The organism is Deinococcus deserti VCD115 (genome assembly GCF_000020685.1).
Lineage (GTDB): Bacteria > Deinococcota > Deinococci > Deinococcales > Deinococcaceae > Deinococcus > Deinococcus deserti.
On sequence record NC_012526.1, the window covers coordinates 952208 to 965131 of the forward strand.

A 12924-nucleotide genomic window follows, 5' to 3' on the forward strand; every position below is an offset into this window, starting at 1 on the left:
ATGCTCAAACACGTCTCCTTTCTGACGCGCAACCTGGAAGACACTCTGGCGTTTTACGAGCAGCTGGGTGCCGTCACGGAAAAGCGGCTCGTGACGCCTGAGGGCTATGGGCGTGCTGTCGTGCGCCTGGGCGAGGGCCGCCTGCAACTGTTTGAAGTCAGTGGTCAGTTGCCACACCCGCACGCTCACTGGGCCGAGCACATTGCACTTTATGTAGGGGGGCTGCGGGAACTGTTGCCCATCCTGCGGGCGTCCGGGGTGCAGGTCAGCCGTGACCTGCAGCTGAGCCCTGGAGGACGTGACATGGCATTTGTCCTGGATCCGGACGGCCGGCAGGTCGAATTGCTTGAAGCAGACTAAGTGCACAAAAACTACGGGCCAGTGCCTGTCACAAAGCACTGGCCCGCCGCACTGGACGCGGCTATGGTCCGTCGGTGTAGATCCGGCTAGGATAGTAGTATTTCTGGAGCAGCAGTTTGACCAGGGCCACGGTTGGAACGGCCAGAAGTGCGCCGGCAAAGCCCATCAGGGCCACGCCTACCAGAATTGCCATCAGCACCGTTATGGGATGCAGGTCGGTGGTCTTGCTCAGGATGTACGGACTCAGGACATTGCTTTCAATCTGGTTGGCGGCAGCAAAAACCACGACCACCAGAATAATCTTCAGGACCACATTTGGCAGTGTCAGTGCCAGCAGCAGGGCAGGCGTGGCCCCGATGATCGGCCCCAGATAAGGCACGATATTGAATGCTCCGGCCAGGAATCCGATGGCCGCTGCACTGGGAATACCGGCCAGGCTCAGACCCAGCCATACAAAGACTCCAATAAACGCGGCAATCAGCAACTGCCCACGAACGTAGCCGCCGACAGCAGTGCCCACCAGGTCGCTCAGTTCCAGGATCCGCGGCTGCCAAGGGCGTGGAAAAGCGTGCAGGATGGCGCTGTTGACGCGGCTGTAGTCCAGCATCAGGTAGACGCTGAGCAGCAGAATCAGGAGCACGTGCCCAAAGATTCCCCCGATAGACAGCAGGCTGTTGAACAGGGTTCCGCTTGAGTTCAGGGCATTCTGCAGAATCGGCACGATATTCTGGCCGATGTTCTGTACGTATTCCTGGGCGCTGGCAATGAGCCGCTCACGGACATTGTCGAGCCCACCGATGCCGCGCTCGCCGAGCCACTGGCTCCAGCGGTCAAGCGTCTGACCGAATGTGCCGATCAGATCCGGAAGTTTTTCGAACAGCTGCACCAGTTGTCCGGAAACCGTGGCCAGCAGCATCCCGGCCAGCCCGAAGATTCCTATGAAGACCAGCAGGACGAAGAACACACCCAACCCACGCCGCACCCGGCCCCGCTGTAACCAGTTGAGCAGCGGGTTGGTGAGATAGGCAATCAGGAAGGCCACAGCAAAATCCACCACCACGGTCCGCACCTGCGAAAACAGCCGGTAGGACAGCCACAACAGCAGCAGAAACACCAGGAGGCGTATCCAGGGGCTGCGCCAGGCATGCTGGAACGCGTTCAGACGTGGAGGACTGGTCACCCTGTCAATCTACGGGATCGGCTGCAGCCGTACGGTTATGTTTCGACAACTTATGACCGCCCCACCTTGCCGGGCCGCGGCAGATGGAGGGGCACGAGCGGGCCTCAGAACTGGCGGCTGACGACCTGACCTGCTTCGCCGAGGGCCTTGAAGGCCGATCCTTTCACGCTGACCCGGACTGCGCCGGCGTTCCCGGTCCGCACCGTTACGCCTGCCGGAAAGCCCTTGCGTGTACCGGCTGGTGGAATACCCTCGTACAACACACGGCCGCTGGCGTCCGTCACCCGGGTCCAGGCCTCGGCGGTGAACTGCACGCTGACAGGCGTGCCCGGCGCTGCTTCAGGAGACGGGGTGGTCACGCTGTTTTCAGCGGGCCCCCCGCCTGACGCAGGAACCCCGGGTTTGACGACGGGTTTGGGTGTGGGTACTGCCAGATCCGTCAGCTCACTGGCGCCCTGCCCGGGCGGAAGCAGACGCGCACGCAGGTTGCGGCCCTGAGTGAGCGATACGCTTTGCTTGAGGGGCTGCCTTCCGGTGTATTCCACGCGCAGCTGAGCGTCCTCGCGTGCTTCGACCGGGAACGAGCGCAGCGGAGTCAGTCCCAGGTCACGGTTGTCCAGATACACCCTTGCGCCGCTGGGCACACTGCTCACCGAGAGCTTGACCGTACGCACCGGCTCAGGGGCCGCCGGGGTGGGATCAGTGGCTGGCACTGGAGTGCTGCCTGCCTGAGCGGCCTCTGTCGGGGAGCCAGTCTGTATGCCCGGCGCGAGGTACCGGTAGACCCCGTAGCCAGCGCCTCCCAGCACCAGCAGTCCGGCCAGAAGCGCCACCAGTGGGGAAGCCCGGCGGCTGACCGGAGCCGCGGTGCGCGAAGGCCGGGTCATGCCCAGATCCTGCGTAGACGGCACGCTACGGTCAAAGTCTGCTAGCAGGGGCGCAGGGTCGATCTTCAGTTCGCGGGCGTAGCGCTGCAGGTATGAACGTGCAAATGTCCGTTCAGGCAGCAAGGCGATGTTGCCGTCCTCCAGCGCCCGTAGATAGTCGCCCCGAATCTTGGTGCGCAGCGCCAGGTCCTGGGTACTCAGCCCCTGGGCTTCACGTGCCTGACGAAGCGCGTCACCATAGTTCATCGCTGGGATCCTCCGGCTGCCCAGAGCCGCTTAACCTTCATAGGGTCTTCCCAGAGCCTTGGGCGCATTGGCCCGGCCGGTAAAGATCAGCGCAATGATGGTAATCAGGTAGGGCAGAGCAGTCACCAGGGTGGGAGGCAGCAGATCCGTGCCGCCCAGCGTGATGCTCAGGGCCTGCAGAAAGCCGAACAGCAGTGTGGCGGCCAACACCCCCAGAGGCTTCCACTGCCCGAATATCAGCGCTGCCAGAGCAATAAAGCCCATACCGGCGCTGATGTTACGTACATACGAGTCCAGGTTGCCAATGCTCAGGAACACGCCCGCCGTACCGGCCAGGATCCCTGAGAGAATCACAGCGCTGTAGCGCATCCGCCGCACGTTCACGCCCATACTCGCTGCGGCGCCGGGCTGCTCACCTGTGGCGCGCAAACGCAGGCCGTAAGGCGTGCGGTACAGCACGTACCAGGTCACGATCACAGTCAGGAAGGCAAAAAACACCGGCGGCGAGAAGCGCAGGTCGCCAACGCCCCACAGTGGCAGTGCCTGCTCGACTTTGGGACTCTCGGTGCTGCTGCCGAACAGAGCAGTCAGAATCACCGGCGGTACACCGGCGGCAAGCAGGTTGATGGCCGTGCCGCTGATCACCTGATCGGCGCGGTACTTGATGCTGACCACAGCGTGAATCCACGCGATCAGACCGCCGACCAGCATGCCGGCCAGCCAGCCCAGCCAGGGAGCGGCCGCGCCCACCACCGGTTCGAGCACCAGGGTGCTGACGGCGCCTGCCAAGGCTCCGAAGATAATCAGGCCTTCAAGGGCAATGTTGACCACGCCGCTTCTTTCGCTGAAAAGGCCACCCATGGCCGTCAGCAGCAGGGGAACGACACTGCGGATAAAGGTGACCAGGAAGGCTGTGGTCAGGAGTTGTGTAAAGAGCTCGTTCATGCCTGGCTGTCCTTGTGTGCAGAAGAGTGATCGGACGCGGCCCGGTTGCTGACCTCGGTGCTCGTGAGGCCCAGGTTGGGAAGGGGCTCAGGCCCGGAAGCCGCCTTGGCTGGTCCAGGCGCATCAAGCTGAGGCGGCGGTGGGTCCAGGACCCGCCGGCTGAGGAAGCCACCAGCCGCGATAAACAGCACAATCAGGGCTTTGAGGACCGTCACGATGTCCTTGTTGACCTTGTCCAGCTTCTGATCCACGTCGACGCCGCCAGTGTCAATGGTGCCGAACAGCAGACTGGCAGCGACCACTCCGCCCGGTGTGCTCTGGCCCATCAGCGCCACTGCAATACCGTCGAAGCCCACATTGACAGGCATGTTGCCCTTCAGGCGGTATTCGTCGAGCGCCCCGCCGTTGACGTAGTGGGTTCCGGCCAACCCCGCGAACATTCCCGCCAGCGTCATGGCCAGGATCGTGCCGCGGGCCACGCTGATGCCGCCGTATTCTGCTGCCTTGGGCGAGTGGCCCACAGCGCGCAGGGCATAGCCGGTGGCTGTACGCCACATCAATGTGCCGAACAGGGCCACACAGGCCAGAGCGATCAGAAACGAGGCATTGAGCTGACTGCCGGCCACCTGGACCGGAATGCCGATACGCCACGTCAGGGCACCAGCCACTACGGCCACCGCCAGGGCAATCAGAGCGTGCAGGCGTCCACGCAGCAGCCGACGCGCCACGAAATAGGCCGCCAGGGCCACGAGCAGACCGATACTCAGCGCGACTGTTCCGTCACGTCCGACATTCAGCAGTTCCAGCAGGGTAGGCAGGTGCGCAGCTTCCTGCAGTTCCTGACTGCGCGGTTCGAAACCTTCTGCCTTGATCGGCAGGTTGTAGGTGCGGCCCAGGAAAGGAAAGCTTTCGGTGCCGATCAGAAAGATGAACACTGCCGAGGCGATGTAGTTGAGCATGATGGTGTTGATCACTTCACTGGAGCCGAAGCGGGCCTTCAGCAGTCCCGGAATGGCTCCCCACAGCGCGCCGCCGACTCCCGCGGCGATCACGCTGAGGGGCAGCAGGAGCCAGCCCAGGGCCGCAGGGGCGTATACGCCCACCAGCATGGCGCCGATAGCTCCCATGGTCAGCTGCCCCGGCGCGCCGATATTGAACAGACCGGTACGGAACGCGAACGCCACACTGAGGCCGGTGAAGATCAGTGGTGTGGCCAACTTCAGGCTGTCGAGCAGCGGGTTGAGGCTGGTGACCGGCGCAAACAAAGAGGAATACACGAAGTAGACCAGATCACTCTTGGCCAGCCAGCTTCCCCACAGCGTGAGCGGCTGGCCACTCAGGTTCACCACTGGCTGCACAATCAGGACCACCAGGGCGCCAACAACCACGGCCAGACCAATGGCCACGGCCGGAACCAGCAGGCTGCGCAGCCGGTTCAGACGGTCCCACACCTTTGGGCGGGCGCTCAGACCTGCCCCGGCGGCAATCAGGCCACCAAGAATGGGAAGGACCAACCCCAGATGCATGCCACCACCGTCATAAAAATTCCGCAGCTGTCGCTTGGCCCCCGGCCTCAGCGCGGTATCAGAGGCTACGCGGGCCATCTCGCTGTTCAGGCCGCCGCCCAGCAGCAGCACCGCTGCCAGGGCAGACAGAAAACTCAGCAGGCCGGTCAGCCAGAACCACCGCTCGCGCCGGACTGCGCCAAAAATGGTCGCCGCCAGCAGAGCCAGGGTCAGCCAGCCTAACGTCACGGTGGCTCCCACAGCCGGTAGCGGCGTCTCGGGATTGGACGTCAGGTTCAGGACTGAGCCACTGAGATGCAGCAGCGCAGCGTCAGCGGTAAAACCGCGTCCGAGCGTGGCCAGAGGGAAGAGCAGCATCCCGGCCGCTGCCGTAGTGGCCGCAGCCAGGGCGATGCGCGCCGCGGTCTGAGAAGGGCGCGGGTGAGGATCGTGGGTCACCTCGGTATTGTAAGGGCCGATACGTCAGGTGGCGACGTCCGGTGGGGCCGTATGCCTGCTATGCTCCTGGGCGGTATGGAACGGACTTTTGCCATGATTAAGCCCGACGGTGTACGCCGCGGTCTGACGCCCGAAATTCTTGCTCGTATTGCCCGCAAGGGCTACCGGGTGGTAGGTCTCAAGCAGATGGTGATTGCCCGCGAGACCGCCGAGAACCATTACGGCGAGCACAGGGAACGCCCCTTCTTCGGTGAACTGGTGGATTTCATCACCGGTGGGCCTGTGGTGGCCATTGCCCTCGAAGGCGAGAATGCAATTGCTGGCTGGCGCGCCATGATGGGCGCGACCAACCCGGCCAATGCTGCGCCTGGCACCATCCGCGCTGATTTCGCGACCACCACCGGAGAGAACGTGACTCACGGCAGCGACAGCGCTGAGAGTGCCCAGCGCGAACTTGCCCTGTTTTTCCAGGAAGGCGAACTGCTCGCCTGAGTTTGTCGGACGTATGCCCGGCCTGTCCAGCAGGCTGGGGTTTTTTATGGTTTGAATGAGGAAAGAATGAGCTTTTAAGGGTTGTGTAAGATATCGCACTTTATGCTGACTCATACGCCATGAACTCAACTGGGAGCATCCTCGAACAGCGTTTTCAGGCCATCCGCCTGAATGTCGTTCTTGCGGTGACCACCGCTTTCGTGGTGTTTTCTGGGATTACCAATCTGGTTGACCCACCCCCTGACCTGAACGCCATAGTGAGCAGTCCCAAAACCTGGCTTGCCGTCATGACCCTCAGTGCTGGCCTGATCTGCCTCTACCGGCCAGACACCCTGAAGATCGTGGTTGGCATCCTTCTGGCCCTGACCATGTTCAGCCTGCCCATTGAAGTGCGCTGGCACATCGACCACCGGGCTGTGCCCATGAATATGTTTGTCTGGCTGATGGTGTACCTGCTCTGCGCCTATGTGGTGTTTGGGACCCGGGTGGGGGGGATCCTCAATGCCGTGAGCCTGGGGATCATGCTGCTGGCGCTGGTATCGGACCCGCCCACCATGCCGATGCTGGTGTCCTCCTGGCTGACCGGACTGATCGTGCTGAGTGTTCTGGGGGTGCTGGGCTACTCGATCATCCACTTCATTGAAATCAACCTGCTGCTGCATGCACAGGACAACGTGCGCCTGCGCGCAGCGCGCCTTGACGCACTAACTGGCGTGTATGGCCGGGGAGCTATCGAGGAAGAACTCAAGCGTTCCATGCACACGGCCCGGGAAGCCAACACGGCCGTCAGTATTGTCGTGACCGACATTGATCACTTCAAGAGTGTCAATGACCTGCACGGCCACATGGCCGGTGACGACGTCCTGCGCGCGGTGGCCAAGTGCCTGCGGCGGAATGTACGCCGGATAGGCGGGGTAGTGGGCCGCTGGGGCGGCGAAGAGTTCGTGGTGCTGCTGCCCGGCATTTCACGCACCGACGCCCTGGTTGTGGCTGAGCAGCTTCGCCGTGAACTCAGTGCGGTTCCCCTGGGGGGACTGCCCATCACTGCCAGCTTTGGCGTGGCGGCTTACCGGGGCACAGGGGACAGCCCTGAGAAGATGTTCAGCCGGGCAGATCTGGCAATGTATGAGGCAAAACGTGCCGGACGCAACGCCGTGCGCTGATTGTGGTGCGGGCCCTCCACTCAGTCAGCCGGTCGGAAGGCCGGCAGCTGCCGGTTGTCGTACTGCGTGGCATAGCCGCGTGTCAGCAGCTGTAGTCCACCAGGTACCGGACGAAGCAGCACATCGCGCAGCCGGCCACTGGTGAACAACCGGCCCGGCCCCTGAGGAGTCCGGACGGTGCGGAAGACTGAATTTCCTTTCAGCAGTTCAGCCTGAAGCGACCCTGGAGCCCGCACGGTCACCGCCCAGATGGCCGGCCGGGCTTCACTGTTGTATTCCACCGTGACGGTCTGCCCAGGCAGCGGCGGGTTCCGATGCCAGATAGCCCGGCGACGTCCAGCTCCCAGACGAATTTTTTCATCAGCCCGGGCGTCGTAGGTGCCGGTGGCGGTAAACAGCAGCCGCGCTGTCAGGTCAGGCTCTGCTTTTGAGCCGCAGGCAGTGGTCAGCAGCGCGGCTGACAGCAGCGTGACGGGCAGGAATCCGGCAGACAGCCTGGGCAGGAAACGCTGGGGCTTCACGCAGCGCACCATAGCGCCCGCATGGGGTGCGCCCTGTGCCACCATGACATGTGATGACTGCCGCCCAGCTCAGCCTGATTACAACCGGGGCACTGCTGGGGGGGCTGTTGCTGCTGGGGCTGTCGCTGCAGTTGGGGTGGCGGCGCAATCAGGCACGCTGGCCGCACCACGCCCTGTTTTTTGCCGTATGCCTGGGGACGGGTTGCTCGCTGATGTTGACCATCCATGCGGGCCTGCAAGGCTGGGCCCTGGCGCCAGCACTGATCCTGCTGCTGACCATGCCCCGGACACGGCCGGGCAGCGCCAGCCACTGGCAGAGGGCCGTGCTGGTGGCCCTGGCCTACACAGTGGGTGCCTGGATCAGCTGGTGACAGCCTCGGGCCCACTGTCCAGCTCACTTTGACGAATCATCTTCCTGACCCTGCGAGTACACACGCTGGCTGCATCAAACGATTTCACGTGGATCACAACAGAACCATGGACGTCATGTGCTGGCCTTGTTGCCAGAAAGCACTGGACAGTGGACGGGTGCCGGTGTGGCCGAGGTCGGGCCGCATGCCCCGTGGGCTGACTGCTAGCCTGCATTCATGACCATCGCCGCCCGGCCCGAGACCCTGCTGATCCAGGGAATGCTCGCGCGCCGCACCACCAACGGGTCCTTCCGGCCGGACCCGGTCAGCCGCGAGCACCAACATCTGCTGATGCGCGTGGCCCAGGCCGCGCCGAGCCACTTCAACAGTCAGCCGTGGCGTTTTGTCCTGATCGAAAACTCCCAGACCATCCAGGAGATTGCCCGCATTTCCGGAGAGAGCATGACCGAGCTGATCGAGGCTGGTGTGTTTTTCGAGCGGTACCGCCGGTACTTCCGCTTCAGCGAGGCCGAGATGAACGCCCGGCGTGACGGTATTCATATCGATCACCTGCCCGGACCGCTGCGCCCGTTTACCCGGCAGGTTTTCAGCGACGCTGGCCTGCGGCTGATGCGGCAACTCGGCGTTCCGCGCAAACTGGGCGAGGACAACCGCCGCCTGGTGGCCGGCAGCCCGCTGCTCCTGGCAGCGCTGCTGGATAAGACGGAGTACCACCCGGGTGAACTCAGTGGGTTCTACAGCGTGTTCGGTCTGGGAGCAGCCATAGAGAACATCTGGAATGCGGTGGGCGCTCTTGGCATGGGCATTCAGTTTGTCAGCACTCCTATGGAAATTCCCCGGCAGTGGCAGGCTATCGGTGGACTGCTGCGCGTGCCGGATCACCTTGAACTGATGGCGGTGTACCGGCTGGGATATCTGCCGGACGAGGACAGGCGGCCAGCCATCGACTGGAGCAGCCGCCACCGCAAGCACCTGGAGCAGTTTGTCTCGCGTGAAACCTGTGACCTGCCGGAGACCGAACCGCGCTGACCCGCCCCCTTCCATGCCGGGAGGCTGAGCCGAACATGAACAAACACCCCACGCGCCTTCAGGCGGGTCTGGTGCAGCGCCGCCAGAATAGCGGGCGGAGGAACCACTGCATGACTTTGACTGGAGCGACAGCCGCCCGCAGCGGCACATTCAGAATAGGCGGGGACCTGGAGGTCAACCGTCTGGGGTTCGGCGCCATGCGCGTTACGGGCACCGGCGTCTGGGGAGATCCGGACGACCGTGACGGGTCGCTGGCCACGCTGCGCCGCCTGCCCGAACTGGGCGTGAACTTTATCGACACGGCCGACAGTTACGGCCCCGCTGTCAGCGAGGAACTGCTGCGCGAAGCGCTGCATCCCTACGACACGGTCGTGATTGCGACCAAGGCGGGTTTCCTGCGCACTGGGCCCAATGTGTGGGTGCCGATGGGCCGCCCCGAGTACCTCAAGCAGCAGGCCGAACTGTCACGCCGGCGCCTGGGGGTTGACCGCATCGACCTGTGGCAGCTGCACCGGATTGATCCCAAGGTGCCGCGTGAGGAGCAGTTCGCGGCCATCAAGGAGATGATGGACGCCGGTATCATCCGCCACGCCGGACTCAGCGAGGTCAGTGTCGAGGAAATCGAGGCCGCGCGTGAGTATTTCCCGGTCTCAACCGTGCAGAACCTGTACAACCTGGTGCACCGCAAAAGTGAGGACGTTCTGGACTACTGCGAGCGCGAGGGGATCGGTTTTATTCCCTGGTATCCGCTGGCAGCGGGAAATCTGGCGCGAAAAGGCAGTGTGCTGGGTGATGTGGCTGAGCGCCTGGGAGCGACCCCTTCGCAGGTGGCACTGGCGTGGGTACTCAAGCGCAGCCCGGTGATGCTGCCCATTCCCGGCACCGGTAAGGTGCGTCACCTGGAGGAAAACGTGGCTGCGGCGCAGCTGAGTCTGAGCGACGAGGATTTCCATGCTCTGGACGAGGTCGGCCGGCAGGAGTGGGCCACCCAGAACAAGGATGCCTGAGTCCTGCATCCCCGTGTCCTGCTCCTGACCTCAGGAGACCTTGGGGCCACGCACACCTTCAATCCCGGCGGACCGACGCAGAATGCCGCGTATGTCCGCCGCTGTCCTGCCCGCCGTGCGCTCCCTGGTGACCGGGACACCGCCGTATCACACCTCGCAGTCTGAAATACAGGCTGCTGCCCAGACCCTGTTTCCAAGGATGGCCGCGCGTCCAGGCCTGCTGGAGGTCTTTGAGAATGCCCAGATCGGGTCACGTGCTCTGGCCCGTCCACTGGACTGGTACCTGCAGGAACGAGGCTTCGGAGAGAAGAACGCCGTGTTTCTCGAAGAGGCCCGCAGCCTGATTACGAGGCTGGCGCGTGAGGCTCTGACCCAGGCACAACTGGCCCCAGCCGACGTGGACGCGGTCATCGTGGTGAATACCAGCGGCCTGAGTACCCCCAGTCTGGATGCCTATCTGATCGAGACCCTGGGTCTGAACCGGCACGCGGCGCGGCTGCCACTGTGGGGGCTGGGGTGCGCCGGCGGAGCGTCCGGTCTGGCACGGGCGGCCGATCTGGTGCGGGCGGGATTCCGGCGCGTCCTGTATGTCGTGGTGGAGTTCTGCAGCCTGACGCTGGTCAAGGGAGACGAGTCCAAGAGCAACTTCGTCGGCACGGCGCTTTTTGCCGACGGCGCTGCGGCCCTGGTGGTGACAGCACCCGACGTGCCCGGACCCCCAGCCCTGGTCTCGCTGCACGGCGGATTTTCCACGCTCATTGAGGACAGCGCGGACATCATGGGCTGGGACGTCGTGGATAATGGGCTGAAAGTGCGTTTCAGCCGCGATATTCCCGCCCTGGTCCGGGAAATGATGCATGGCAATATAGAAGAAGCCCTGGCCTCGCACGGCTGGGAGCGTGCCGACCTGCAGACCTTTGTGGTGCACCCAGGTGGGGTTAAGGTGCTGACTGCCTACGAGGAAGCGCTTGGGCTGCCGCCCTGTGCCCTTGATGCCAGCCGCACGGTTCTGCGGCAGTTTGGCAACATGAGCAGTGTGACGGTGCTGTTCGTGCTGGCTGAAACATTAAAAACCCGGCCAGTTGGCCGGGCCCTGCTGTCGGCCATGGGTCCGGGCTTCAGTGCCGAGCACGTGTTGCTGGGTTTCCCCACTCCCTGAAACCGGTTCGAGGCGGGAGTATCTGATTCCCGCCCTGATGCTGAGTCGCTATGCGCGCCGGTTGATTGGCTGTGCACCGTCGAGTTCACCAGTGACGTCCTGCGGCGTTTGATCCACCTGACGTCCTTTTTCCTGCATACCCTGATCCTGCACCTGCTTGATGCCCTCCAGGCCCTGGGTATCCTTGTCGCCTCCCTGAGGGGCGTCTGACTGGGCAGGCTGATTCTTGTCGTTACTCATCGTATGACCTCCCTGTGGTGAGGACTTCAGGCTAGGTGCCCTCCGCATGGGACGGACAAGAGGAGCCTTCAGGTGTCCTCAGAAAGTAGGCGCATTACCTTTGCAGAATGGGGCCACCTACCCCAGCGCGCTGCATCACCTGACTGACGCTGGCTGCCAGTTCCGTGAGCAGATCAAATGCCGGCTGGTTGCCTGAATGCCGGCTGCGCTTCCTTGAACTGAAGGATGGAGGAGCAGTCAGGCAAGACGAGCAAGAGCCTCAGCGCGGCAGTGTTGAGGTGTTCACCTCGGCAGTTCCGCGCCGCACTGTGACGAGATCAAGCAACATCAGGGCGTGAGGGTCACTCGCATGTAAGGTCAATGGCATCTTCAGTGTGCCGGGAAATGCCGGGTCCTGCCCAGAAAGGTCATGTTGCCTTCACTGCTTTCTGCTTAAAAGACGAGGCGGCGCAAGTCCACTCCACCTCGCACACGAAGATAGAAATGTATCTGCGGACTCTGCCTGACTTGGAGCCAGAATCAGGGCGCCGACTCCAGCGGGACCTGAACCAGCGGCAGGTCATGACTCTGCGCCAGTTCAAGCCAGTACCGGGTCGGCTCGCAGATCAGTGTCGTTGTGGCATCTTCACCAAACATGTCCTGCCAGCGCCTTGCAAAATGCTCCTCCAGGGGCGCAGCAGCGACCCAGCCGTCTGCTGTCCGGTACAGCCGGTAGGTGCCGTGCGTGCCCGAAAGTATTCCGCCAGGTGCGGTCAGGCCGTGAGTCAAAGGCAACGCCGCAAAGCGGGCAGCGTCCCCGAGGCCCACCGTCCGTTCGCGTTCAGCGGAGCCTCGCTCCCGTCCCAGCAGCAGGGTCAGCGCTGCGGCCACAGCGACCCGGCTGCCCAGCATGTCAGCCGTCAGCGTGCGGGGCATGGCCGGGGCCCGGGGGTCGAGGAGACCAGCCTCGGCCTGATAGGTCAGGTCATGCCCTGGAAGGTCTGGCTCACGAGTGTCCCCCACGATCCGCAGGCGGCAGAGGTGCGGGTAACATTCCTGAAGCGTCTCGCCGTCCAGCCCCAGGCGCTTCAGGGCTGAAGGCCTGGAACTGGTCAGAAGCACATCGGCCTCCTGCAGCATAAGAGCCAGCGCTGCCTGTCCAGCTCCGGTTTTCAGGTCCAGCTGATGTCTCTCCACGCCCTGGTGCAGCTCTTCGTACCACCGCGGAGCCAGCGTTGCCAGCGGGTCCCCGGCGGGCGGCTCAACCTTGATCACACGGGCGCCTTCCTCGCGCAGCTCCGCAGCTGCCAGCGGACCTGGCAGGTTCAGGGCAAGCGACACTACAGTTAGACCAGACAGAGGAAGAGACATGCCTCATCTT

Annotated in this window: 14 protein-coding genes; 7 read left to right on the forward strand and 7 right to left on the reverse strand. The window is 63.2% G+C overall.

Going from position 1 to position 12924, the window contains the following annotated elements:
- On the forward strand, positions 1–360 hold the full coding sequence (locus tag DEIDE_RS04505) for a VOC family protein (RefSeq protein ID WP_012692765.1): 360 nt from the start codon (positions 1–3) through the stop codon (positions 358–360).
- 61 nt (positions 361–421) lie between these two features.
- Here DEIDE_RS04505 and DEIDE_RS04510 read toward each other — a convergent pair whose 3' ends face one another.
- From DEIDE_RS04510 to DEIDE_RS04525, 4 genes are all read right to left on the reverse strand, one after another.
- Entirely contained in the window at positions 422–1540 is a 1119-nt protein-coding gene (locus tag DEIDE_RS04510; RefSeq protein WP_012692766.1) for an AI-2E family transporter, read from the reverse strand.
- 104 nt (positions 1541–1644) lie between these two features.
- The gene (locus DEIDE_RS04515) at positions 1645–2673 is read right to left on the reverse strand and encodes a helix-turn-helix domain-containing protein (RefSeq protein ID WP_012692767.1); all 1029 of its coding nucleotides are present in this window, start codon (positions 2671–2673) and stop codon (positions 1645–1647) included.
- Positions 2674–2703: 30 nt separating this feature from the next.
- Positions 2704–3618 carry an ABC transporter permease gene (locus DEIDE_RS04520; protein WP_012692768.1) on the reverse strand — a complete coding sequence of 305 codons (915 nt, stop codon included), beginning with the start codon at positions 3616–3618 and terminating at the stop codon, positions 2704–2706.
- Positions 3615–5582, reverse strand: coding sequence for an ABC transporter permease (locus DEIDE_RS04525; protein ID WP_012692769.1), 1968 nt, complete (start codon positions 5580–5582; stop codon positions 3615–3617). The genes DEIDE_RS04520 and DEIDE_RS04525 overlap by 4 nt, the downstream gene beginning before the upstream one ends.
- A gap of 75 nt (positions 5583–5657) precedes the next feature.
- Here DEIDE_RS04525 and ndk point away from each other — a divergent pair, with 75 nt between their 5' ends.
- Both ndk and DEIDE_RS04535 read left to right on the forward strand, forming a co-directional pair.
- Entirely contained in the window at positions 5658–6074 is a 417-nt protein-coding gene (gene ndk, locus DEIDE_RS04530) for a nucleoside-diphosphate kinase (RefSeq protein WP_012692770.1), read from the forward strand.
- A gap of 119 nt (positions 6075–6193) precedes the next feature.
- On the forward strand, positions 6194–7237 hold the full coding sequence (locus DEIDE_RS04535; RefSeq protein WP_242402951.1) for a GGDEF domain-containing protein: 1044 nt from the start codon (positions 6194–6196) through the stop codon (positions 7235–7237).
- Between the two features lie 20 nt (positions 7238–7257).
- Here the strand turns inward: DEIDE_RS04535 and DEIDE_RS04540 are convergent, their stop codons facing one another.
- Positions 7258–7758, reverse strand: coding sequence for a hypothetical protein (locus DEIDE_RS04540; protein ID WP_242402952.1), 501 nt, complete (start codon positions 7756–7758; stop codon positions 7258–7260).
- 53 nt (positions 7759–7811) lie between these two features.
- On the opposite strand from DEIDE_RS04540, the gene DEIDE_RS04545 reads away from it, so the two are divergent.
- From DEIDE_RS04545 to DEIDE_RS04560, 4 genes are all read left to right on the forward strand, one after another.
- On the forward strand, positions 7812–8129 hold the full coding sequence (locus DEIDE_RS04545) for a hypothetical protein (RefSeq protein ID WP_012692773.1): 318 nt from the start codon (positions 7812–7814) through the stop codon (positions 8127–8129).
- A 216-nt stretch (positions 8130–8345) separates the two neighbouring features.
- Complete coding sequence (locus DEIDE_RS04550; protein ID WP_012692774.1) at positions 8346–9158, forward strand: nitroreductase family protein; 813 nt, start codon at positions 8346–8348, stop codon at positions 9156–9158.
- 110 nt (positions 9159–9268) lie between these two features.
- Entirely contained in the window at positions 9269–10165 is an 897-nt protein-coding gene (locus tag DEIDE_RS04555) for an aldo/keto reductase (protein WP_012692775.1), read from the forward strand.
- 82 nt (positions 10166–10247) lie between these two features.
- Positions 10248–11324, forward strand: a complete 1077-nt coding sequence (locus DEIDE_RS04560; RefSeq protein ID WP_012692776.1) for a type III polyketide synthase — start codon at positions 10248–10250, stop codon at positions 11322–11324.
- 48 nt (positions 11325–11372) lie between these two features.
- Here the strand turns inward: DEIDE_RS04560 and DEIDE_RS04565 are convergent, their stop codons facing one another.
- Positions 11373–11564, reverse strand: coding sequence for a hypothetical protein (locus DEIDE_RS04565; RefSeq protein WP_012692777.1), 192 nt, complete (start codon positions 11562–11564; stop codon positions 11373–11375).
- A gap of 519 nt (positions 11565–12083) precedes the next feature.
- On the reverse strand, positions 12084–12914 hold the full coding sequence (locus DEIDE_RS04570; protein ID WP_012692778.1) for a CoA transferase: 831 nt from the start codon (positions 12912–12914) through the stop codon (positions 12084–12086).
- Positions 12915–12924 lie beyond the last annotated feature (10 nt).

What these genes read in the sequence shown, in the direction of transcription:
- DEIDE_RS04550 (WP_012692774.1), top strand. Translation starts at nt 8,346, where the DNA reads ATGACCATCGCCGCCCGGCCCGAGACCCTGCTGATCCAGGGAATGCTC.
- DEIDE_RS04545 (WP_012692773.1), top strand. Translation starts at nt 7,812, where the DNA reads ATGACTGCCGCCCAGCTCAGCCTGATTACAACCGGGGCACTGCTGGGG.
- DEIDE_RS04555 (WP_012692775.1), top strand. Translation starts at nt 9,269, where the DNA reads ATGACTTTGACTGGAGCGACAGCCGCCCGCAGCGGCACATTCAGAATA.
- DEIDE_RS04570 (WP_012692778.1), bottom strand. Translation starts at nt 12,914, where the DNA reads ATGTCTCTTCCTCTGTCTGGTCTAACTGTAGTGTCGCTTGCCCTGAAC.
- DEIDE_RS04520 (WP_012692768.1), bottom strand. Translation starts at nt 3,618, where the DNA reads ATGAACGAGCTCTTTACACAACTCCTGACCACAGCCTTCCTGGTCACC.
- DEIDE_RS04515 (WP_012692767.1), bottom strand. Translation starts at nt 2,673, where the DNA reads ATGAACTATGGTGACGCGCTTCGTCAGGCACGTGAAGCCCAGGGGCTG.
- DEIDE_RS04505 (WP_012692765.1), top strand. Translation starts at nt 1, where the DNA reads ATGCTCAAACACGTCTCCTTTCTGACGCGCAACCTGGAAGACACTCTG.
- DEIDE_RS04565 (WP_012692777.1), bottom strand. Translation starts at nt 11,564, where the DNA reads ATGAGTAACGACAAGAATCAGCCTGCCCAGTCAGACGCCCCTCAGGGA.
- ndk (WP_012692770.1), top strand. Translation starts at nt 5,658, where the DNA reads ATGGAACGGACTTTTGCCATGATTAAGCCCGACGGTGTACGCCGCGGT.
- DEIDE_RS04560 (WP_012692776.1), top strand. Translation starts at nt 10,248, where the DNA reads ATGCCGCGTATGTCCGCCGCTGTCCTGCCCGCCGTGCGCTCCCTGGTG.
- DEIDE_RS04535 (WP_242402951.1), top strand. Translation starts at nt 6,194, where the DNA reads ATGAACTCAACTGGGAGCATCCTCGAACAGCGTTTTCAGGCCATCCGC.